General features: G+C 69.1%; 19 protein-coding genes. 9 read left to right on the forward strand and 10 right to left on the reverse strand.

From position 1 onward, the window contains the following. From ON21_RS18920 to ON21_RS18940, 5 genes are all read left to right on the forward strand, one after another. Positions 1-1,363: PstS family phosphate ABC transporter substrate-binding protein (locus ON21_RS18920; RefSeq protein ID WP_039799552.1), on the forward strand; the 1,363-nt coding region annotated here is incomplete at its 5' end. Positions 1,364-1,444: 81 nt separating this feature from the next. Then, positions 1,445-2,548 carry a winged helix DNA-binding domain-containing protein gene (locus tag ON21_RS18925; RefSeq protein WP_039799553.1) on the forward strand — a complete coding sequence of 368 codons (1,104 nt, stop codon included), beginning with the start codon at positions 1,445-1,447 and terminating at the stop codon, positions 2,546-2,548. Between the two features lie 350 nt (positions 2,549-2,898). Further along, complete coding sequence (locus tag ON21_RS18930) at positions 2,899-4,092, forward strand: glycosyltransferase family 4 protein (RefSeq protein ID WP_083880732.1); 1,194 nt, start codon at positions 2,899-2,901, stop codon at positions 4,090-4,092. A 14-nt stretch (positions 4,093-4,106) separates the two neighbouring features. Then, the gene (locus ON21_RS18935) at positions 4,107-6,218 is read left to right on the forward strand and encodes an amylo-alpha-1,6-glucosidase (RefSeq protein WP_051020978.1); all 2,112 of its coding nucleotides are present in this window, start codon (positions 4,107-4,109) and stop codon (positions 6,216-6,218) included. Positions 6,219-6,313: 95 nt separating this feature from the next. Then, complete coding sequence (locus ON21_RS18940; RefSeq protein ID WP_039799555.1) at positions 6,314-6,502, forward strand: hypothetical protein; 189 nt, start codon at positions 6,314-6,316, stop codon at positions 6,500-6,502. 77 nt (positions 6,503-6,579) lie between these two features. On the opposite strand, the gene ON21_RS18945 is transcribed toward ON21_RS18940, so the two are convergent. From ON21_RS18945 to ON21_RS40620, 8 genes are all read right to left on the reverse strand, one after another. After that, entirely contained in the window at positions 6,580-7,035 is a 456-nt protein-coding gene (locus tag ON21_RS18945; RefSeq protein WP_039799556.1) for a DUF350 domain-containing protein, read from the reverse strand. Positions 7,036-7,099: 64 nt separating this feature from the next. Beyond that, positions 7,100-8,266 (reverse strand): glutathionylspermidine synthase family protein, encoded by a 1,167-nt coding sequence (locus ON21_RS18950; protein ID WP_039799557.1) that lies wholly within the window; start codon positions 8,264-8,266, stop codon positions 7,100-7,102. Beyond that, positions 8,267-9,043 carry a hypothetical protein gene (locus ON21_RS18955; protein ID WP_051020973.1) on the reverse strand — a complete coding sequence of 259 codons (777 nt, stop codon included), beginning with the start codon at positions 9,041-9,043 and terminating at the stop codon, positions 8,267-8,269. Positions 9,044-9,074: 31 nt separating this feature from the next. Continuing rightward, positions 9,075-9,353 carry an acylphosphatase gene (locus ON21_RS18960; protein ID WP_039799558.1) on the reverse strand — a complete coding sequence of 93 codons (279 nt, stop codon included), beginning with the start codon at positions 9,351-9,353 and terminating at the stop codon, positions 9,075-9,077. Continuing rightward, a complete protein-coding gene (locus ON21_RS18965) occupies positions 9,353-9,820 on the reverse strand; it encodes an OsmC family protein (protein ID WP_039799559.1) in 468 nt (155 codons plus the stop codon). Before ON21_RS18965 ends, ON21_RS18960 begins: the two co-directional genes overlap by 1 nt. 98 nt (positions 9,821-9,918) lie before the next feature. After that, positions 9,919-10,623, reverse strand: coding sequence for a response regulator (locus ON21_RS18970; RefSeq protein ID WP_281032681.1), 705 nt, complete (start codon positions 10,621-10,623; stop codon positions 9,919-9,921). A 31-nt stretch (positions 10,624-10,654) separates the two neighbouring features. Continuing rightward, positions 10,655-13,201 (reverse strand): ATP-binding protein, encoded by a 2,547-nt coding sequence (locus tag ON21_RS18975; protein ID WP_051020980.1) that lies wholly within the window; start codon positions 13,199-13,201, stop codon positions 10,655-10,657. Positions 13,202-13,273: 72 nt separating this feature from the next. Continuing rightward, complete coding sequence (locus ON21_RS40620) at positions 13,274-13,399, reverse strand: hypothetical protein (protein WP_281032682.1); 126 nt, start codon at positions 13,397-13,399, stop codon at positions 13,274-13,276. A 179-nt stretch (positions 13,400-13,578) separates the two neighbouring features. Here ON21_RS40620 and kdpF point away from each other — a divergent pair, with 179 nt between their 5' ends. From kdpF to ON21_RS19000, 4 genes are all read left to right on the forward strand, one after another. Then, positions 13,579-13,860 carry a K(+)-transporting ATPase subunit F gene (gene kdpF, locus ON21_RS37200; RefSeq protein WP_083880730.1) on the forward strand — a complete coding sequence of 94 codons (282 nt, stop codon included), beginning with the start codon at positions 13,579-13,581 and terminating at the stop codon, positions 13,858-13,860. Continuing rightward, positions 13,861-15,531 (forward strand): potassium-transporting ATPase subunit KdpA, encoded by a 1,671-nt coding sequence (gene kdpA, locus ON21_RS18990; protein ID WP_039799562.1) that lies wholly within the window; start codon positions 13,861-13,863, stop codon positions 15,529-15,531. It abuts the gene before it with no gap. Positions 15,532-15,628: 97 nt separating this feature from the next. Then, positions 15,629-17,686 (forward strand): potassium-transporting ATPase subunit KdpB, encoded by a 2,058-nt coding sequence (kdpB, locus tag ON21_RS18995; protein ID WP_245562652.1) that lies wholly within the window; start codon positions 15,629-15,631, stop codon positions 17,684-17,686. Position 17,687: 1 nt separating this feature from the next. Beyond that, positions 17,688-18,557 carry a potassium-transporting ATPase subunit C gene (locus ON21_RS19000; protein ID WP_039799564.1) on the forward strand — a complete coding sequence of 290 codons (870 nt, stop codon included), beginning with the start codon at positions 17,688-17,690 and terminating at the stop codon, positions 18,555-18,557. 52 nt (positions 18,558-18,609) lie between these two features. Here the strand turns inward: ON21_RS19000 and ON21_RS19005 are convergent, their stop codons facing one another. Further along, positions 18,610-19,239, reverse strand: coding sequence for an MBL fold metallo-hydrolase (locus tag ON21_RS19005; RefSeq protein ID WP_373281138.1), 630 nt, complete (start codon positions 19,237-19,239; stop codon positions 18,610-18,612). Continuing rightward, entirely contained in the window at positions 19,233-20,318 is a 1,086-nt protein-coding gene (locus ON21_RS19010) for an S-(hydroxymethyl)mycothiol dehydrogenase (RefSeq protein ID WP_039799566.1), read from the reverse strand. Before ON21_RS19010 ends, ON21_RS19005 begins: the two co-directional genes overlap by 7 nt. Positions 20,319-20,524 lie beyond the last annotated feature (206 nt).

Consider the following 20,524-nt stretch of genomic DNA (forward strand, 5'->3'; position numbering starts at 1 on the left):
GCTCCCGCAGCTGCGCCCCTCGCTCGACGGCGCGAGTCCGGACCTGAAGGACATCTCGGTCGTTCTGGTGCGCGTCGAGAACAGCGGCGTCACCACCATCGACAGCCATGACTACAAGGCGCCGGAAGCCGCGCGGATCGGTTTGCACCTGCGTTTTCCGCAGCGCCGCGTGATCGGCATGGCGGTGAACGAGCTCAGCGATCCCGCGTTGGCCGACAATCTCGACGCCGATTCCGGCATCGCGGTGCGCGAGGACACCGGCGGCCACATCGGCGTGATCGATCTGCCGAAAGTACCGCTGGCCCCCGGCGATCACTACAAGATTCTCGCGATCCTGCAGCGCTCCGAGGGTCTGGGCGAATACCCTCCGCCGGTGCTGCGTGGCGGCATCAAGGGCGGTCGGATCACCGAAACGCGCAGCCGCACCGGCGTTTCCCTGATGATGGTCGCGCTGACGGTCTTCCTGGTGCTGGTGATCATCGTCCAGTTGGTGGTGGCCGCGCTGGAGCCGTCGCCGACGCCGTTGGACTGCGCCTCCGGGAAACTGACCGTGATCGGGTCGTCGGCGTTCGCCCAGGTGATCGAGGACGCCGCCGAGCAGTATCGGAAGAGTTGCACCGGCGCGGATTTCGCGTACGGCTTCGAGGGATCCGAGCGCGGACTGGACCGGCTCGCCGAGGAGGGTGCGGGCAATGCCGGGTTGCTCGCCGTCACCGACGGTGCGAAGGGCGGCGGCTATCCCACACTGGTGCACCGGCCGTTGGCCTTGTCGCTGTTCACCATGATCGCGCATCCCGGCGTCGGCGTCCGCGATCTCACCGCCGCCCAGATCCGGGATCTCTACCGGGGCAGAATCGGCAACTGGCGCGAGGTGGGCGGTCCGGACCTGCCCGTGGTGCTGGTCAACCGCATACCCGGCTCGGGGACGCGCACCATCTTCGAACGCAGGTTGCTCGACGGCACGCAGCCGGAGCGCCCGCACGTGAGTTGCACGGCGCTGAAGGGCACGGTCACCACCGCGCCCGGGCAGTGCGAGGTGCAGGTCACCGCCGACATGCGCAAGGCGGTCGCCGAAATACCCGGCGCCATCGGGTATTCGGAGTTCGCCGAGGCCGTCGGTGCGGGTCTGCCGACCATCGCGATCGAGGGGGTCGGCGCAGGCCGGGACGCCGCCGTGCGGCGCACCTATCCGTTCTGGGGCGTCGAGTACGCCTACAGCAACGGCGAGTTGCCCGGTGGTTCGCTCGCCGCGAGTTTCCTGCACTTCCTGACCGATCGGACCGGCAAAGAGGTGTTGCGCGCGCACGGCAACGCGCCGTGCGCCGACCTGCCCGACCCCGGTCGCTGCCTGCCGGATCAGTGAACACCGGACGTCGTTCCCTGGGCCTTCGGCCCGCGATGCCGCGACCTCGGATGTGTCGGTGGGCTGGGCGAGGATGGCCGCATGACGGAACTATCGCTGCGCGAGCTGAATCGGACGCTGCTGATCCGCCAGAAGCTGGCGGAGCGGGTGGCGTTGCCTCCGCTCGAACTCGTCCGGCATCTGGTCGCGGTGCAGGGCCAGGAGCCGAACTGGCCCTACGTGGGGCTGTGGTCGCGTCTGGCGGGATTTCGGCACGACGACTTGGCCGCGCTGCTGCGTGATCGCTCCCTGGTGCGCTCCACCATGATCCGGCGCACCGTGCACCTGGCCGACGCCGCGGACTACCGCTGGTTGCGGCCGACGGTGCAGCCGGTGGTCGACGCCGCGCTGAAAGCGCCGTACTACCGCGACGAGATCGACGGTGTGGATCTGGATGCGCTCGCGGCGGCCGGACGCGAACTGCTGGCCGGACAGCGCTTGCGCCGCCGCGAACTGGGCGAACTGCTCGCCCGGCGTTTCCCCGACCGGCACCCGCGCAGGCTCGCCGAAACCGTCGAATTGCTGGTGCCTTTGACCCACGGCCCCGAGACCGGCACGTGGGGGCGGTGGCGCAATCGTTCCGTCACGGTCGGGCTGGCCGAGGAATGGATGGGCGCGCCGATGGTTACGGCGCGGCCCGAGACGCTGGTGTTGCGTTACCTGGCGGCCTTCGGCCCGGCCACGGTGGCCGACATGCAGGCGTGGGCGGGCGTCACCCGGCTGGCCGAGGTGGTCGACGGCCTGCGCACCCGGCTGCGGGTGTTCACCGACGACCAGCACCGTGTGTTGTTCGACCTGCCGGACGCGCCGTTGGCCGAGCCGGATCTGGCCGTGCCCGTGCGTTTTCTGCCCGCCTTCGACAACGCGCTGCTCGGCCACAAGGACCGCCGCAGGATCATCAGCGAGGAGGACCGCAAGCGCGTCGCCGCGGAGGCTTCCGCGGGCGTGCCCATGTATCTGGTCGACGGTTTCGTGCACGGCCGTTGGTCGCTCGACGGCGCCACCCTGCGCATCGTTGCCTGGCATCCGTTGTCGGCGTCCGACGAGGCCGCGGTTCGTGCCGAAGCGGAGGATTTGCTGTCGTTCCTAGTCGCGGGCGGCGATGCCGGCGCCGATGGCGAACCGAAGGTCGTTTTCGAAGGGTGACGCGTGCTCCATTGCCCGCAGGCGACGCGGGGCCACCGGACTACCCATCGGTAGCCGAACGAACGCTGCGGGAGCGTATTTTTCCCGAACTGTTTGGTTTGAACGGCACGCTCTGAGGTACCTCCCACTCGGCCCCCCTGATCATGCCGGCGGCGTGACCAGGCCAACCAAGCCCCATGGACGGCGGTGCAGCTAGGTCTTCACCCCCGCCGCGGCGGCCACTTAGTTCAGTTCGGCGCCCGGTACTCCGAGTGCTGGGTGAATGCGAGTGCTACTTGGTTGTCCCTGGAAGGAGGGTCATGAGCGCGCTTTCCGTGCCGATTTCCGCGCAGGCGTCGTCCGATCTGGAGATGCCGTCGTCCGACTACTTGTCGACAGATCGTTCCAGCGGTCCGTTTCGCATCGCGATGGTCGTGCCGCCGTACTTCGACGTCCCGCCCAAGGCGTACGGTGGCGTCGAGGCCGTGGTGGCCGACCTGGTCGACGCGCTGGTGGCCCGCGGCCACGACGTCACTCTGTTGGGCGCGGGGGAGCCGGGGACGAAGGCCAAGTTCGTGCCGGTGTGGGACCGGGCGCTGCCCGAACGACTCGGTGAGCCGTTTCCCGAGGTCGTGCACGCGTTGCGGGTGCGCCGCGCGATCGAGAAGCTCGTGGCCACTTCGGGTGTCGACCTGGTACACGATCACACCTTCGCGGGGCCGCTCAACGCGACCGTCTTCCAGAACATGGGCCTGCCGACGGTGCTGACGGTCCACGGGCCGGTGGAGGACGACATCTACCGCTACTACCAGGATCTGGGCGACGAGGTCGCCTTGGTGGCGATCAGCGACCGGCAGCGCGAACTCGCGCAGGGCCTCAATTGGTCCGGGCGGGTACACAATGCGCTGCACGTCGACGATTGGCCGTTCCGCGTCGAGAAGGACGATTACGCGCTGTTCCTCGGCCGGTTCAACGAGTGCAAGGCCCCGCACCTGGCGCTGGAAGCCGCGCACGCCGCCGGCATCCCGCTGGTGCTCGCTGGCAAGTGCAGCGAGCGGCCCGAGCTGGCCTACTTCGAGGAGAAGGTGCGGCCGCTGCTGACGGAAAACGATCACGTGTTCGGTCTCGCCGACGCGACGGCCAAGCGTAAGCTGCTTGCGAATGCGCGTTGCCTGTTGTTCCCGATTCGCTGGGAGGAACCGTTCGGCATGGTGATGATCGAATCCATGGTCTGTGGCACGCCGGTGGTCGCGCTGCGCGGCGGGGCGGTGTCCGAGGTGATCGTCGACGGCGTGACCGGCCGCATCTGCGAGGATCCCGCCGAGTTGCCCGCGGCCATCGAAGAGGTCAGGGCGATCGACCCGTACGCCTGCCGGGCGCACGTGCAGGCCAAGTTCGGCTCGGACACGCTCGGCTTCGGCTACGAGCAGGTGTACCGCCGGGTGCTGCGCTCCAAGAAACGATCCGGCGCCGCGCCGCTCGCCACCGCGGCGCCCGAGGCCGCGTCGCTCGACGCCCCGGCGTCCGGCTCGCCGATCCGAATCGCGGCGAGCGGCTTGGCGTGACCGATTCCGTACCGGTGAGCCCCAGCCCCCTGAACTCCGGTGAGTCGACCGGGTTCGGGGGGTGCGGCTCGGTGACCCTGGTCGAAGGCGGCACCTTCTGCCTGTCCAATCGGCTCGGCGACGTCGAACCGGGCAAGCCGCACGGCTTGTTCTTCCGGGACGCCCGCGTGCTGTCGCGCTGGGAGTTGCTGGTGAACGGCAAACCCGCCGAGTCGCTTTCGGTGCTGAGTCCGGAGGCGTTCGCCGCCAGGTTCGTGTTGCGCAGGCCCCCGCAGGCGGGCCTGGCCGACAGCACGCTGCTGGTGGTGCGCGAACGGATCGTGGCCGACGGCATGCACGAGCTGATCACGCTGGAGAACATGGGCCGCGAGCCCACCGCGGTGCTGCTGGAACTGCACGTGGACGCCGACTTCATCGACCTGTTCGCGGTGAAGGAAGGCCGCGCCGGACACGGGCGGGCCGACGTGACGGTAGCCGACGGGGAACTGGTGCTGCACGATCACGCCGACCGCAGCCGGGGCATCTCGATCTCGGCGACCGTGGAACCCGAGGTTCTGCCCGGTTCACTGCTGTGGCGGGTGATCGTGCCGGTCGGCGAATGCTGGCAGACCGAGATCATCGCCCAGCCGACCGTGGGCAACCAGAGATTCCAGGCGATCTCGCCGGGCGAGCACTACAACGTCAGCGCGCCGGGCCGCAAGATCGAGGCATGGCGCGACACCGCCACCGACATCGCCGCGTCGGATCCGGCGCTCACTCGGGTGCTGCGCCGCACCGAAAGCGACCTGGGCGCGTTGCAGATGCACGACGAATCCGGCGACGCCCGGCCTTTCGTCGCCGCGGGCGCGCCGTGGTTCATGACCCTGTTCGGCCGCGACAGCCTGCTCACCGCATGGATGGCGCTGCCGCTGGAGATCGATCTGGCGCTGGGCACGTTACAGCAGCTGGCCGAACTGCAAGGGCAGGACGTCAACCCGCTCACCGAGGAGGAACCCGGGCGCATCATGCACGAGATGCGCCGCGGTCCGTCGGGCGGGCCGGTGTTCGGCGGCAACATCTACTACGGCACCGCCGACGCCACACCGCTTTTCGTGATGTTGCTGGCCGAATGTCATCGCTGGGGCGCCGATGCGGAGGCGATCCGGCTACTGCTGCCCGCCGCGGACGCCGCGCTGCACTGGATCACCGACTACGGCGACCGGGACGGCGACGGCTTCGTCGAGTACCGCCGCGCCACCGACCGCGGCCTGGTCAACCAGGGGTGGAAGGACAGCTTCGACGGAATCAACGACGCCACCGGGCATATCGCCGAAGCGCCCATCGCGCTGTGCGAGGTGCAGGGGTACGTACACGCCGCGATGCTGGCCAGGGCCGAACTGGCGGAGGCTTTCGACGATCCCCGGCTGGCCGGGCAGCTGCGCGAACGCGCCGCGGAGTTGCGCGTCAAGTTCGCCGAACAGTTCTGGCTGGCCGACCGCGGTTGGTATGCCGTGGCGCTGGACGGCGGCAAGCGTCAGGTCGACGCGCTGACCAGCAATGTCGCGCACTGCCTCTGGTCGGGCATCGCCACCGACGAGCACGCGGCGGAGCTGGTGGCGCGGATGGCGGGCCCGGAGATGGATTCCGGCTTCGGCCTGCGCACGCTGGCGTCGAACATGGGCGCCTACAACCCGATGAGCTATCACTGCGGCTCGGTGTGGCCGCACGATACGGCGATCGCGGTGGCGGGCTTGCTGCGCTACCGGCATGTGCCCGGCGCGGTGGAGCTGGCGACTCGGCTGGCGACCGGCCTGCTGGACGCGGCGGCGGTGTTCGACGGACGTCTGCCGGAGCTGTTCTGCGGCTTTCCCCGGTCGCGATTCGCCACGCCAGTGCCGTATCCGACTTCCTGCTCGCCGCAGGCGTGGGCCAGCGCGGCGCCGCTGTTGCTGGTGCGCGCCTTCCTCGGGCTCGACCCCGACGCGCCGAGCAGGACGCTCACCGTTCGACCGCAACTACCCGCGCGGTGGGGCAAGGTGTCGCTGCGCGCGTTGCGGCTCGGCGCGACCACCGTCGATCTGGAGGCCGAGGGCGCGCAGATCACCGCGGCGCGCCTGCCCGACGACTGGCGGTTGGTGACCCGGTGACCCGTACCGGTTGCCGCGGGGCGGGAGCGGGTATGCCCCCGGTGTAGAGATATTGCAAGCCTTCTCGCACTGATACGCAGCACGGGAGGTGCACGATGCAGACATCGCTGGACATACAAGATCTGTGGCGGACCCGGTACCGGGACTGTTCCGCGGAGCCGTCGACGGATCTCGACATGGATCGCGCCTTGTTCATTCGCAGCGTGCACGCCGGTCACGGCCCGGAGTGCCGCCAATACCTCGCGGCGGCGGCGTACTGTCTCGCCCACGGGGACGAGCACTGAATCAACGGCACTCACCCCGGAAAGCGGTGCCGGTCGGCACCGAGCGTCTCGGCCGATGCCGCTTACCGCCGTGAGCCCTACAGGATCGCGAAGGCGACCACGAGCCCGAGCGCGAAATGCGCGGCCGCCACCACGAGGACCTCGGTGGTGTAGGTGTCGGCGTGCAGCACGGTGCCGATGTCGATGCCGAGCGCCCGTTCGATGACGCGCACCGAGATGACCTGGGCGACAATGCCGACCAGGCCGAACACCAGCGCGGCGATCAGGCCCTCGGAGAGTTTGCCGCCGCCGCCGACGGCGAAGATGGCGAGTACGACGATGAACGCCATGCTGATCATGCCCGCCGCGGTGACGATGATGGCGTTCGGCTTGCCCGCCACCACCAGCTTGCGCAGCTTACCCGGGGTGGTCAGGTCGATGGCGTAGAAGCCGACGAGCATGAGCACCAAGCCGACGAGGGCGTAGAGGACGATCGCTCCCACACCCTGGCCCAGCGAGTTCCAGTACCCCGATTCCAGGGCGACTGCGGTCATCTTGATCCTTCCGCGACGTATCGGCACGCGGCCGAGGTGGGTTCGTGCTTGACGGTGACGATGCTCAGTCGGTGGCGATGCGATGCGGGACGAAGGCGGAGCCGTCGTCGGTGATCAGTCCCGCGGTCTCGCGGATGCCGAGCCCCGCCGCGGCGTCGCCGACGATCCACGCACCGAGCACCGGGCGCATGTCGTCGAATTCCGGTAGCGGGTCGAGCAACTGGTACACGTAGCCTTCCTCGCCGTAGACGCCGCCGGTCGCGGTCTCCAGTCCGGCGCCGACGATCGTCATGTTGGCGCCTTCGCGTCCCAGCTTCGGTTTGCGGATGTACTCGGTGAGCTCGTTGGGCTGGTCGAGATAGGCGGGCAGCAGATTGGGGTGGCCCGGGTACATCTCCCACAGCACCGCCAGGATCGCTTTGTTGCTCAGCAGCGTCTTCCACAGCGGTTCGATCCACATCGTCTCCGGCAGGCTGTCCACGACGCGCTTGCCGAAATCGTCGTCGAGCACCCATTCCCACGGGTAGAGCTTGAAGACCGCCTCCATCGGCGCCTCCGCCAGGTCGACGAAACGCTCCAGCTCGGAATCGAATCCGATCTCCTCGATCGGCAGCGCGATGGTGTCGAATCCCGCCTCCGCCGCGGTCTCCTGCAGGTAGGCGGTGGTGACGTTGTCCTCGCCGGTGGCGTCCGCGCTGGACCAGCTGAAATGCACCTGGGGCGTGGGCAGAACGTCGCGCAGCTCGCCCCACCGCTCCACCAGCTTCTCGTGCAACGAGTTCCACTGGTCGCCGCCGGGGTAGCGGTCGGTCAGCCAGTGCCACTGCACGATCGCCGCCTCCAGCAGCGAGGTCGGGGTGTCGGCGTTGTACTCCAGCAGTTTCGCCGGACGCCGTGCGTCGTAGCGCAGATCGAAGCGCCCGTACACGTGCGGATCGGAACGCCGCCAGGATTCCGCGATCGGGCCCCAGCTCCACTCGGGCAGGCCGAAATCGGCGTACCGCTCGGTGAGCACGACGTGCTCCACCGCGTTCAGGCACATCGAGTGCAGGAGTTCGACGTCGGCCTCCAAGGCGAGGATCTCCGACATCTCGAACTCGTAGTGCACCGACTCGTCCCAGTACGGCCGCGGCTGACCGCTCGCATCACGCCCCGGGGCGCCGTAGACGAGACCCTGGCTCTCGATGATCTGCTGCCACCCCGGCCGGGGGGTATCCCGCACGCGCCGCATCTACGATCCTCCGCCGGTGCTCTTGCTGCCCAGACCGCCGCGCTGGATGGTGGTGCCGCTCTTGGTCTTGATCTCGGCGCCTTTCGGTTTGATCGTGGTACCGCCGGTCGGCGGTTTGCCGATGGTGCCGGTGCCGCCGTAGTAGTACCGGTACTGCGGCCCGCCGCCGAGGATGATCAGACCGGGATTGACGCCGGTGTCGCCGATGAAGCCGGGACGGCCGTCGCCACAGTAGGAGTCGTCCACCACGACCTCTTGGCCGTTCTCGGTCTTCAGGCACTGAGCCGTGACCCGGTCCGGGGCGGCCAAGGCGCGATAGGCCAGATAGCCGCCGCCGACCAGGGCGGCGACGCCGACGATGGCGACCCCGCCGATCATGACCCGCTTGCGGGTGCGTTTCTTGGCTTCCTCGGCCGCGGCGGCCGCGCGCTGCGCTTCCTCGGCGCGCTTGCGGGCCTTGTCTCGCGCGCGTGCCTCGGCCACCGTGGGCGGGCGGGGTCGCGTCACGCCCGCTTCTTGGCGCTGGATGCTGCCGGGGCGAGGCGCGGGCGGTCGATCCCGGCCAGGACCGCTCGTGCCGCCGGACGGCACCGAAGTGGAGGTGGGCAGGTCGATTTCGGGCTGATCGGCGGCACCCGAGGCGGACGTGGGAGTCGACCGGTCCTGTTCGTCGCCCGACACCGAGTTCGGTGGTTGCCGGTCCTCGGCAGGGTGTTGCGGCTCGGAAGGCCGTTCGGGTTCGTCCCGGCGCTCGTCACCCGGATCTCGCGTGCTCATCGCTGCGCCCCCCTCCTCGCCCGAACCACCACTACCGCTCCTCGAAACCGGTCAAATCACCCCGCGCGGGCTCCCAGCTTTCCACAACCAACCTGACCTGACCAGGTGTGTCCCCGGAACGCAAGAGGGCGAGCAACCGCTCGCAAGCCGGTCGCCGCCCTTCGGCGACCACGTGCACGCGGCCGTCCCTGGCGTTGGTCGCGTGCCCGACCAAGCCCAGTTCCAGCGCGCGTGACCGGGTCCACCAGCGGAAACCGACCCCTTGGACCAGTCCGTGCACCCAGGCGCTCAACCGAACGGCCTCCTCCATCAGGCCTCGATGTCGAACGACAGCGTCACCTTCGATCCCGCCTTCAGCGTTCGCCCCACCGTGCAGACCTTGTCGATCGCACGCTGCACGGTGACCAGCAACCGTTCGCGGGCCTCCTCGTCGAGCTCGCTGAGGTCGAGTTCGAACACCTCGTCCAGCTGCGGGTAGACCTCGTTCTCCCGGTCGGCGTCGCCGGAGACGCGAATCGTCGCGTCGAAGTTGTCCCCGAGTTTGCGCGACAGCGGGAAGTCCGCGCTCAGACCGGAGCAGGCGGCCAGCGCGATCTTCAGCAGCTCGCCGGGGGTGAACACACCGGGGACGCCCTGCGAACCGATCAGGACTTCCGCGCCGCGGGAGCTGCGGCCGGTATATGCCCTGGTGCCGGTGCGCTCTACCCACAGTGTGGTGGGCTCCGGCGCGCTCGGCGCCGCGGTGGCGGTGACGGGTGTAGCGGTCTGTTCAGCCATGGGTTCGATCCTGCCATTGTCGTCGCAATCAACTCGCGGCCCTGGCAACGCCGCGCCAGCACGCGCCATTCCGCGCGGTCGGCGGCCCGTGGCCGGGATTACTCCTGGAACCGGTAGCCCATGCCCGCCTCGGTGAGCAGGTGCTTGGGACGCGACGGATCGTCCTCCAGTTTGCGGCGTAATTGCGCCAGGTAGACGCGAAGGTAGTGGGTCTCGGTGGCGTAGGACGGGCCCCACACCTCCCGCAGCAACTCGCGCCGCCCGACCAGCTTGCCTCGGTTGCGCACCAGCATCTCCAGCATGCCCCACTCGGTGGGGGTCAGGTGGACGGTCTCGCCGCGTTTGGTGACCTTCTTGGCGGCCAGGTCGACGGTGAACGAGTCGGTGGTCACCACGGGCGCCGAGGCGTCGGGATCGGTGGCGCCGCGCCGGACCGCGGCGCGTAGGCGGGCCAGCAACTCGTCCATGCCGAAGGGTTTGGTGACGTAATCGTCGGCGCCGGCGTCCAGCGCTTCCACCTTGTCGGCGGAATCGGTCCGCGCGGACAGCACGATCACCGGCGCCGAGGTCCAGCCGCGCAAACCGGCGAGCACCTCGATGCCGTCGATGTCGGGCAGGCCGAGATCGAGGATCACGACGTCCGGATGCCGGTCGGCGGCCGCGCGCAGGGCCGCGCCGCCGGTCGCGGCGGTGATCACCTCGTAGCCGCGGACCGAGAGATTGATCCGCAACGCGCGCACGATCTGCGGTTCGTCGTCGACCACGAGCACCTTGGTCGCCACCGCATCGGGCGTCTTCGTCACAACCGCAGCCTCCTGTGTCGTCACCGGCGCCTCACTCACCCGCGCTCGTCGTCTCGTGTGCCACGGCGCCGCCCGTGCCGTTCGCGTCCGGCGGCTCGCCGCCGGGCAAGTCGACCAGCATGGTCAATCCTCCACCGGGAGTCGGCTCGGCGTGCACGGTGCCGCCCATCGCCTCGACGAACCCGCGCACCACCGACAGGCCGAGCCCGACGCCGGTGGTGTTGTCCCGGTCGCCGAGGCGCTGGAACGGTTCGAACAATTGCTCCTCGGTGCCGTGCGGCACGCCGGGCCCGGTGTCGACGACCGCGATCGAGACCCGGTCACCCGCGCGTTCCGCGGTGACCCGGACCGTGCCCGCGCGCGGGGCGTGCCGCAGCGCGTTGTCGAGCAGATTGGCCAGCACCCGTTCCAGCAGCCCGCTGTCGGCGCGCACCGAGACGTCGCCGACCTCGACCCGGACCCGGTCCATCGCCGCCCGCCGCAGCCCGCGCGCGCCCATCCCGACGCTCACCAGCGCGCGGTGCACCGCCTCGTCCAGGTAGACCCGCCGCAGCTGCGGCGTGACCACGCCGACCGCGAGCCGGGAGGAGTCGAGCAGATTACCGACCAGCGCGGTGAGCTGATCCACCGATTCCTCGATCGTCTCCAGCAGTTCGGCGGTGTCCTCGGCGGAGAACTCGATGTCGTCGCTGCGCAGGCTGGAAACCGCCGCTTTGGCGCCGGCCAGCGGGGTGCGCAGGTCGTGGCTGACCGCCGACAGCAACGCCCGCCGCAGCCGATCGGCCTCCAGCAGGGCCGCGGCGGCGCTGGCCTCCTCGGCCAGGCGGGCCTGCCGGACCAGAGCGACGGCCTGGTTGGTGACCGCGTTGAGCACCGGGCGGTCGGCGGCCGCCAGCGGGCGACCGGCCAGCAGCAGCCAGTGGCGGGCATCCCCGGCTTCCACCACGGTGTCCGCGTCGGAGGGCCGCCGCGGCGGGTTCGCGCCCACCTCGGCGAGCATGTGGTCGCCCGACACCAGCGCGACCGCGCGCTGCGCGAACACCTCCCTGATCTGTTCCAGCAGCCGGGGCAGATCTGCGCCGTGCAGGATCGCGCCGGAGAACATGGTCAGCAATTCGGCTTGGCGGGATGCCTTGCGCGCCTGTCCCGTTCGCTTCGCGGCCAGATCGACCAGCGCCGCCACCGCGACGGCGACGATGAGCAAGACCACCACGGTGATGAAGCTGTTCGGTTCCGCGATGGTCAGGCTGTAGCGCGGCGGTGCGAAGAACCAGTTCAGCAGCAGGCCGGACAGCAGCGCCGAGAAGGACGCGGGCACCACGCCGCCGAGCAGCGCCACCGCCACCACGCCGACCACGAAGACGGCGCTGATGCCGCCGAGATCCAGCACGTCGTCGAGGTAGGCGGCGCTGATCGCGCAGACCAGCGCGGGCACGAGAAAGGCGGCGAGCCACGCGGCCACGGGTCTGCGGGGGTGCAGCGCCGCGTATCGCAGCCCGCGGTGCGCCTCCTCGTGCGTCACCATGTGCACGTCGATCTTGCCCGAGCGCTGCACCACCGTGGAGCCGATGCCTTCATCGAATATGCGCGCCCAGCGCGACCGGCGGGAGGTGCCGAGCACGAGCTGGGTGGCGTTCGTCTCACGGGCGAACTCGAGCAGCGCGGTGGGCACGTCCTCACCGGTGACGGTGTGCAGTGAGGCGTCGAGACTGGCCGCCAGCTCACGCAGCCGGGCCAGCCGTTCGGTGGAGACCCCGGCCAGGCCGTCGCCGCGCACCACGTGCACGACCACCAGATCGGCGCTGGATTTGGTGGCGATCCGGCTGGCCCGGCGCACGATCGTCTCCGATTCCGGCCCGCCGGTGACCGCCACAACGACGCGCTCCCTGGCCTCCCACAGCTCGGTGATCTGGTGATCGGCCCGGTACTTCGCCAGCGCGGCGTCGACCTGATCGGCCAGCCACAGCAGCGCCAGTTCGCGCAGCGCGGTCAGGTTCCCCGCGCGGAAATAGTTCCGCAGCGCCGCGTCGATCTTCTCGGCGGCGTACACGTTGCCGTGGGAAAGCCTGCGGCGCAACGCTTCGGGGGTGATGTCGACCAACTCCACCTGGTCCGCCCCGCGCACGACGGCGTCCGGCACCGTCTCGCGCTGCTGGATGCCGGTGATCTGCTCGACGACGTCGTTGAGGCTTTCCAGGTGCTGCACGTTGACCGTGGAGATCACGTCGATACCGGCCTCGAGCAGCTCCATCACGTCCTGCCAGCGCTTCTCGTGCTTGCTGCCGGGTGTGTTGGTGTGCGCCAGCTCGTCGACCAGCACCACCGCGGGCGCGCGGCGCAGCACCGCCTCGACGTCGAGTTCGGTGAACGTGCTGCCGCGATACTCGATCAGCTTCGGCGGCACGCGCTCGATGCCCTCGAGCAGTTTCGCGGTCCTCTCCCTGCCGTGCGTTTCCACCACCGCGGCCACCACGTCGCGACCGCGCTCCAGTCGCCGGTGCGCCTCGCCGAGCATGGCGTAGGTCTTGCCGACTCCCGGCGCGGCGCCCAGGTAGATGCGCAGCTGACCGCGTTTCACGCCTTCATCATCGCGCGTCGCGCCGCTCCGGCAGAACACCCGTCGGTGGTCACGGCGCGCTGCGACCCCACGTCACCGCCACGCATCATCGGTCTCGACGGCGACCGGCAGGGGCGTCGGCGCCTGCTCCCGACCCGCGAGCGCGCGGATGGCCAGCGCGCAGCAGACGAAGGCGACGACCATGATCATTGCCGACATTGCGATCCTCTCTTCCCTCCCGGCGGGACGACGCCGGTCGCGCTCGTCCGGTCCGGCCGGCTCTCCAACTTCTACCGCCGTCGGACGGGCGGACCTCGATTTTTACGGTGTGTTGACGGTCCGTCCGCGTTCCTTGACGCCATACTTGCGGGCGTCGCGTGACCGTCAACGAACCGCAAATGCCGAGTCCCGGGGCGTCAAGAAGTCGTCAGGAAACGGCTCCACGCGCCGCCGGGGCGCTTCACTCGCTCTGTCGCGCCGAAGCCCGGCGCGCCGGATGGAGGTTGTCGAGTCATGTCGGTCGTGGTGTTCACCGCGCTCACCGTGGCGGCGTTCGCGCTGCTCGGGCTGGTTCAGCGCGGGGTGGAGAAGTTGTGACCGCGAATCTGATCGGTCTGGTTCTCGCCGTCGGCGTCGCGGTCTATCTGGTCGTGGCGCTGCTGTTTCCCGAGAGGTTCTGAGTGACCACGACAACTGCGGGGATCGCCTTCGTGGCCTCCCTGATCCTGGCGCTCGCGCTGGTGCACGTGCCGCTGGGCGACTACATGTACCGGGTCTACGACGGACGCGAGCATTCGCGCGTCGAACGTCTCGTCTATCGGGCGATCGGGGCGCACCCCGAACTGGAGCAGCCCTGGCCGGTGTACGCGCGCAGCGTGCTGGCCTTCTCGGCGGTCAGCATTCTGTTCCTGTTCTTCTTCCAGCTCGTCCAGGGCGAGTTGCCGCTGCACCTGAACGATCCGGGCACCGAGATGACGCCCGCGCTGGCCTGGAACACCGCGGTCAGTTTCGTGACGAACACGAATTGGCAGAACTACTCCGGCGAATCCACCCAAGGGCACCTGGTGCAGATGGCCGGACTCGCGGTGCAGAACTTCGTCTCCGCGGCGGTGGGCATGGCGGTGGCCGTGGCGCTGGTGCGCGGGTTCGCGCGCAGGCACACCGGCGATCTCGGCAATTTCTGGGTGGACCTGGTGCGCGGCACGCTGCGCATCCTGCTGCCGATCGCGTTCGTCTTCGCGCTCGTGCTGGTGGCGGGCGGCGTGATCCAGAATTTCCATCTGCACGACCAAGTGGCGCAGACGCCCGCCGGCATCCAGCAGACGATCACCGGCGGCCCCGTCGCCAGCCAGGAGGTGATCAAGGAACTCGGCACCAACGGCGGCGGCTTCTACAACGCCAACTCCTCGCACCCGTTCGAGAACCCGGCCACCTGGACCAACTGGGTGGAGATCTTCCTGCTGCTGGTGATCAGTTTCTCGCTGCCGCGCACCTTTGGCCGGATGGTGGGCAGCCGCAAGCAGGGCTACGCGATCGTCGCGGTGATGGGGACGATCGCACTGCTCAGCGTCACGCTGACCAACCTGTTCCAGCTCCAGCACCACGGCACGGTGCCCACCGCGATCGGCTCCTCGATGGAAGGCGTGGAACAGCGCTTCGGCGTGGCGAATTCGGCCACCTTCGCCGGTGCGACCACCCTGACCTCCACCGGCGCGGTCGATTCGTTCCACGATTCCTACACCAGCCTCGGCGGTCTGATGACGATGTTCAACATGCAGTTGGGCGAGGTCGCGCCGGGCGGCACCGGGTCGGGGCTGTACGGCATGCTGATCCTGGCGGTGATCACCGTGTTCGTCGCCGGATTGATGGTCGGCCGCACCCCGGAGTATCTGGGCAAGAAGATCACGCCACGCGAGATCAAGCTGGCCGCGTCGTACTTCCTGATCAGCCCGCTGATCGTGCTGGTGGGCACGGCCGCCGCGCTGGCGATGCCGGGGCAACGTGCGGGCATGCTGAATTCCGGTCCGCACGGTTTGTCGGAGGTGCTGTACGCGTTCACCTCGGCCGCCAATAACAACGGCTCGGCCTTCGCGGGCCTGACCGGCAACACCGAGTGGTACAACACCGCGCTGGGTCTGGCCATGCTCTTCGGCCGCTTCCTGCCGATCATCTTCGTGCTCGCGCTGGCCGGTTCGCTCGCACGGCAAGGCACCACTCCCGCGTCGATCGGCACGCTGCCGACGCACCGGCCGCAGTTCGTCGGCATGGTCGTCGGCGTGACGGTGATCCTGGTCGCGCTCACCTTCCTGCCCGCGCTGGCGCTCGGGCCGCTCGCCGAAGGAATCCACTGACATGTCCAGTCCCGCTATCGAAAAAGTCTCGGCGCGGGCCGAGTCCGAGCGGCCGCGGCGAGGCAAGAGCGTCCGCAGCGGGGTGCTCGACCCCAAGATGCTGCTGACCTCGTTGCCGGACGCGGTACGCAAGCTCGATCCGCGCACCCTGTGGCGCAACCCGGTGATGCTGATCGTCGAACTGGGCGCGGTGTGGTCGACCGTGCTCGCGCTGGTGGACCCGACTTTCTTCGCCTGGGCGATCGTCGTGTGGCTGTGGCTCACGGTGATCTTCGCGAACCTGGCCGAGGCGGTCGCGGAGGGCCGGGGCAAAGCACAGGCCGACACGCTGCGCAAAGCGAAGACCGACACCGTCGCGCGACGGCTGGTCGAGTGGTCGCCGGGCGCGCGGGTGGCCGAGGAACGAATCGCCGCTCCGGAACTGCGCCGCGGCGATCACGTCGTGGTGGAGGCCGGGCAGGTGATCCCGGGCGACGGCGACGTCGTGGAAGGCATCGCCTCGGTGGACGAGTCGGCGATCACCGGTGAGTCCGCGCCGGTGATCCGCGAATCCGGCGGTGACCGCTCGGCGGTGACCGGCGGCACCACCGTGCTGTCGGACCGGATCGTCGTCCGGATCACCCAGGAGCCGGGCCAGAGCTTCATCGACAAGATGATCGCCCTGGTCGAGGGCGCGAGCAGGCAGAAGACCCCGAACGAGATCGCGCTGAACATCCTGCTTGCAGCGCTGACGATCATCTTCGTCTTTGCGGTCGTCACGTTGCAGCCGATGGCGATATTTAGCAAGTCGAACAATCCGGGCGTGCCGGACACCTCGGCGCTGGACGCGCACGGCGTCACCGGCATCGTGCTTGTCTCGCTGCTGGTGTGCCTGATCCCGACGACCATCGGCGCGCTGCTGTCGGCGATCGGCATCGCGGGCATGGACCGCCTGGTGCAGCGCAACGTGCTCGCCATGTCCGGCCGGGCCGTCGAGGCCGCCGGCGACGTGAACACCTTGCTGCTGGACAAGACCGGCACCATCACGCTCGGGAACCGCCAGGCGGCGGATTTCGTGCCGGTGCCCGGCGTGAGCAAGGAGGAGTTGGCCGACGCCGCCCAGCTTTCCAGCCTGGCCGACGAGACCCCTGAGGGACGCTCCATCGTGGTCTACGCCAAGCAGGCCTATGGTCTGCGGGAGCGGACGCCGGGCGAACTGAGCCGCGCGCGGTGGGTCGAGTTCACCGCGCAGACCCGGATGTCCGGCGTCGACGTCGATGGCCGTCAACTGCGCAAGGGCGCGGCGAGCGCGGTCACCGAATGGGTGCGGGCGCTGGGCGGTTCGGTGCCGGGGGAGCTCGGCGCGACCGTCGACGGCATCTCCGCCGCGGGCGGAACGCCGCTGGTCGTCGGGCAGGTCGACGGCGACGGCGCGCGGCTGCTCGGCGTGATCCATCTCAAGGACGTGGTGAAGCAGGGCATGCGCGAGCGGTTCGACGAGATGCGCAGCATGGGCATCCGCACGGTGATGATCACCGGCGACAACCCGCTGACCGCCAAGGCGATCGCGGACGAGGCGGGGGTCGACGACTTCCTCGCCGAGGCGACGCCGGAGGACAAGCTGGCGCTGATCAAGCGGGAGCAGGACGGCGGACGACTGGTCGCCATGACCGGCGACGGCACCAACGACGCGCCCGCGCTGGCGCAGGCCGACGTGGGCGTGGCGATGAACACCGGCACCTCGGCCGCCAAAGAGGCGGGCAACATGGTCGACCTGGATTCCGATCCGACCAAGCTGATCGAGATCGTCGAGATCGGCAAGCAACTGCTCATCACGCGCGGGGCGCTGACGACGTTCTCCATCGCCAACGACATCGCCAAGTACTTCGCGATCATTCCCGCGCTGTTCGTGACGCTGTTTCCCGGCCTGGACCTGCTCAACGTCATGCGATTGTCCAGCCCGCAGTCGGCGATCCTGTCCGCGGTGATCTTCAACGCCGTCGTCATCGTGGCGCTGATCCCGCTGGCGCTGCGCGGCGTGCGCTACCGGCCCTCGAACGCGTCGAAGTTGCTCAGCCGCAATCTGACCGTTTTCGGGCTCGGCGGCATCGTCGCGCCGTTCCTCGGTATCAAACTCATCGACCTCGTGGTCCAATTCCTCCCCGGGATGTCCTGACATGCGCCTTTCAACCTGGATCCGGCAGCATCTCGCCGCATTGCGCGCGTTGCTCGCGCTCACGGCGATCACTGGAATCGCCTACCCGCTGGCGGTTTTCGCGGTGGCACAATTGCCCGGCCTGCACGAGAAAGCAGACGGGTCGCTGGTCGAGGTGAACGGAAGGACAGTGGGCTCCAGCCTGATCGGGCAATCGTTCACCGGATCCGACGGCGCGGCCTTGGCACAGTATTTCCAGAGCCGCCCCTCGGCCGCCGGTGCCGGCTACGACCCGATGTCCACCTCCGCGAGCAATCTCGGGCCCGAGGACATCGTCGACACCCCGGCACACGCGAGCCTGCTCACCACGGTCTGCGCCCGCAGCAAGGAGGTCGGCGACCGTGAGGGGGTCGACGGCAGCCGCCCGTTCTGCACGAAAGATGGTGTAGGCGCGGTGCTTTCGGTGATCGGCCCGCGTGACCACGATGGGGATGTCGCGCATCCCGTGCAGGTCGTCAGCGTCAACCAGGCGTGCCCGGCGCAGCCGTTCGTCGCCGTCTACCGCGGCGTGCGGGTCGGCTGCGCCGAACCGGGACAGGACTACTCCGTCGGACGCATCGTCCCGATCCACGGCGACGCGCCCGCCGACCCGGCGGTGCCCGCCGACGCCGTCACCGCGAGCGGGAGCGGGCTCGATCCGAACATCTCCGCGCGGTACGCGGCCATCCAGGTGTCTCGGGTCGCGAAAGCGCGCGCGATCTCCGAGGAGCAGGTGCGTGCCGTAGTGGACGAGCACACCAGCGGCCGGACGCTGGGATTCCTCGGCGAGCCGCGGGTCGACGTGCTCGGAGTGAATCTGGATCTGGATCGCCGGTACCCCTACCGCGGTTGATGCGCGCGGTGCGGCCGCGGGCGGTGTCGTGTGCCGCCCGCGGCCGCGAATGTCAGTGGCCGCGGGCGATCCAGTCGGCGAGGAAGGGTTTCTCCGCGCCGATGGTCGTGGAATCGCCGTGCCCGGTATGGACCGTGGTCTCCTCCGGGAGCGTCAGGAGCCGTTCGCGGATCGACTCGATGATCGTGCCGAAATCGGAGAACGAGCGTCCGGTCGCGCCCGGTCCGCCCGCGAACAGTGTGTCGCCGGTGAACACCGCCGTGGCCGCGGGCAGATGCAATGCGACCGATCCGGGAGAGTGGCCGGGAGTGTGCAGTACGTGGATCTCGGTGCCTGCCAACGAGATCCGTTCGCCGTCCGCGAGCGGCCGGTACCCCGCGTCCGGATGGGTCATGCGCCACAGCGGCTCGTCGGCGGGGTGCAGCAGGATCGGTGCGTTCAGCCGCTCGGCCAGTTCGGGGGCGACCGTCACGTGATCGTTGTGTCCGTGGGTGCACACGATCGCGCGGACGGTGCGGCCTGCGACCGCCGCGACGATCGGGTCGGCGTCGTGGGCGGCATCGATGACGACCACGTCGTGGTCGTCGCCGACCAGCCAGATGTTGTTGTCCACCGCCCAGGCGCCACCGTCGAGGCAGAACTCGCCGGAAGTGACGACGCGGTCGATGCGGACGGTCACCAGACCACCACCGAACGCAGCACGTCGCCCGCGTGCATCTTGGCGAAGGCCTGCTCGACCTGGTCGATCCCGATCCGTTCGGAGACGAACCGGTCCAGCGGCAACCGTCCCTGGCGGTAGAGGTCGATCAGGGTGGGGAAGTCGCGTTCGGGCAGACAGTCGCCGTACCAGGCGGATTTCAGCGCGCCGCCGCGGGAGAAGAAGTCCAGCAGCGGCATCTCCAGGGTCATCTCCGGGGTCGGCACGCCGACGAGGACCACCGTGCCCGCCAAATCACGGCTGTAGAAGGCCTGCTTCCAGGTCTCCGGCCGTCCGACCGCGTCGATGACCACGTCCGCGCCCCAGCCGTCGGTGTACTCCTGGATTTTCTCGACCACGTCCTCGGTGGTCGCGTCGATCGTGTGGGTGGCGCCGAAATCGGTGGCCCACGCCAATTTCCGGGCGTCGCGGTCCACCGCGATGATGGTGCGCGCACCCGCCAGCCCGGCCCCGGCGATGGCCGCGTCGCCCACGCCGCCGCAGCCGATCACCGCGACGGTGTCGCCGATCGAGACGTTGCCGGTGTGGATCGCCGAGCCGATGCCTGCCATCACGCCGCAGCCGAGCAGGCCCGCCACTGCCGGGTCGGCGGCCTGATCGACCTTCGTGCACTGGCCTTCGTGCACCAAGGTCTTGTCGACGAACGCACCGATACCGAGGGCGGGAGTCAGTTCGGTACCGTCGGCGAGCGTCATCTTCCTGCTCGCGTTCCGGCTGTCGAAGCAGTACCAGGGCCTGCCGCGCTTACACGCCCGGCACTCGCCGCAGACCGCGCGCCAATTGAGGATCACGTAGTCACCCGCGGCCACGTGGGTGACCGCGGCGCCGACGGCTTCGACCACGCCCGCCGCCTCGTGGCCGAGCAGGAACGGGAAGTCGTCGGTGATGCCGCCTTCGCGATAGTGCAGGTCGGTGTGGCAGACCCCGCAGGCCTGAATCCGAACCACCACGTCGTGCGGTCCCGGATCGGGGATCACCACCTCGACGATCTCGACCGGTGCGCCTTTGCTGCGGGCCACGATTCCGCGGACGGTTTCCGACACCTGTGCCTCCTGAGCGAGTTCGGGTCCGGACGTCGAGGGACCCGCGGGCTGAACACCTGTCCATACAGTTGTTCTCGATTCGAACCCTACCGCCGGATCGCGCGAAGTCCCGAGTTTCGAGCGGGAATCGCCGCAGGCTTGACATTCCACTTTGGAGGGTTATGCTATATCCATATTCCACTATGGAGGGTGGAACCGTCGATAGG

This window comes from Nocardia araoensis NBRC 100135 (assembly GCF_000308435.1).
In the GTDB taxonomy this organism is placed as follows: domain Bacteria; phylum Actinomycetota; class Actinomycetes; order Mycobacteriales; family Mycobacteriaceae; genus Nocardia; species Nocardia araoensis.

What these genes read in the sequence shown, in the direction of transcription:
- ON21_RS18955 (WP_051020973.1), bottom strand. Translation starts at nt 9,043, where the DNA reads ATGAGCACGCGAGATCCGGGTGACGAGCGCCGGGACGAACCCGAACGG.
- ON21_RS19000 (WP_039799564.1), top strand. Translation starts at nt 17,688, where the DNA reads ATGCGCCTTTCAACCTGGATCCGGCAGCATCTCGCCGCATTGCGCGCG.
- ON21_RS40620 (WP_281032682.1), bottom strand. Translation starts at nt 13,399, where the DNA reads ATGTCGGCAATGATCATGGTCGTCGCCTTCGTCTGCTGCGCGCTGGCC.
- ON21_RS18960 (WP_039799558.1), bottom strand. Translation starts at nt 9,353, where the DNA reads ATGGAGGAGGCCGTTCGGTTGAGCGCCTGGGTGCACGGACTGGTCCAA.
- ON21_RS18965 (WP_039799559.1), bottom strand. Translation starts at nt 9,820, where the DNA reads ATGGCTGAACAGACCGCTACACCCGTCACCGCCACCGCGGCGCCGAGC.
- ON21_RS18925 (WP_039799553.1), top strand. Translation starts at nt 1,445, where the DNA reads ATGACGGAACTATCGCTGCGCGAGCTGAATCGGACGCTGCTGATCCGC.
- ON21_RS18940 (WP_039799555.1), top strand. Translation starts at nt 6,314, where the DNA reads ATGCAGACATCGCTGGACATACAAGATCTGTGGCGGACCCGGTACCGG.
- kdpB (WP_245562652.1), top strand. Translation starts at nt 15,629, where the DNA reads ATGCTGCTGACCTCGTTGCCGGACGCGGTACGCAAGCTCGATCCGCGC.
- ON21_RS18950 (WP_039799557.1), bottom strand. Translation starts at nt 8,266, where the DNA reads ATGCGGCGCGTGCGGGATACCCCCCGGCCGGGGTGGCAGCAGATCATC.
- kdpF (WP_083880730.1), top strand. Translation starts at nt 13,579, where the DNA reads ATGCCGAGTCCCGGGGCGTCAAGAAGTCGTCAGGAAACGGCTCCACGC.
- ON21_RS18930 (WP_083880732.1), top strand. Translation starts at nt 2,899, where the DNA reads ATGCCGTCGTCCGACTACTTGTCGACAGATCGTTCCAGCGGTCCGTTT.
- ON21_RS18945 (WP_039799556.1), bottom strand. Translation starts at nt 7,035, where the DNA reads ATGACCGCAGTCGCCCTGGAATCGGGGTACTGGAACTCGCTGGGCCAG.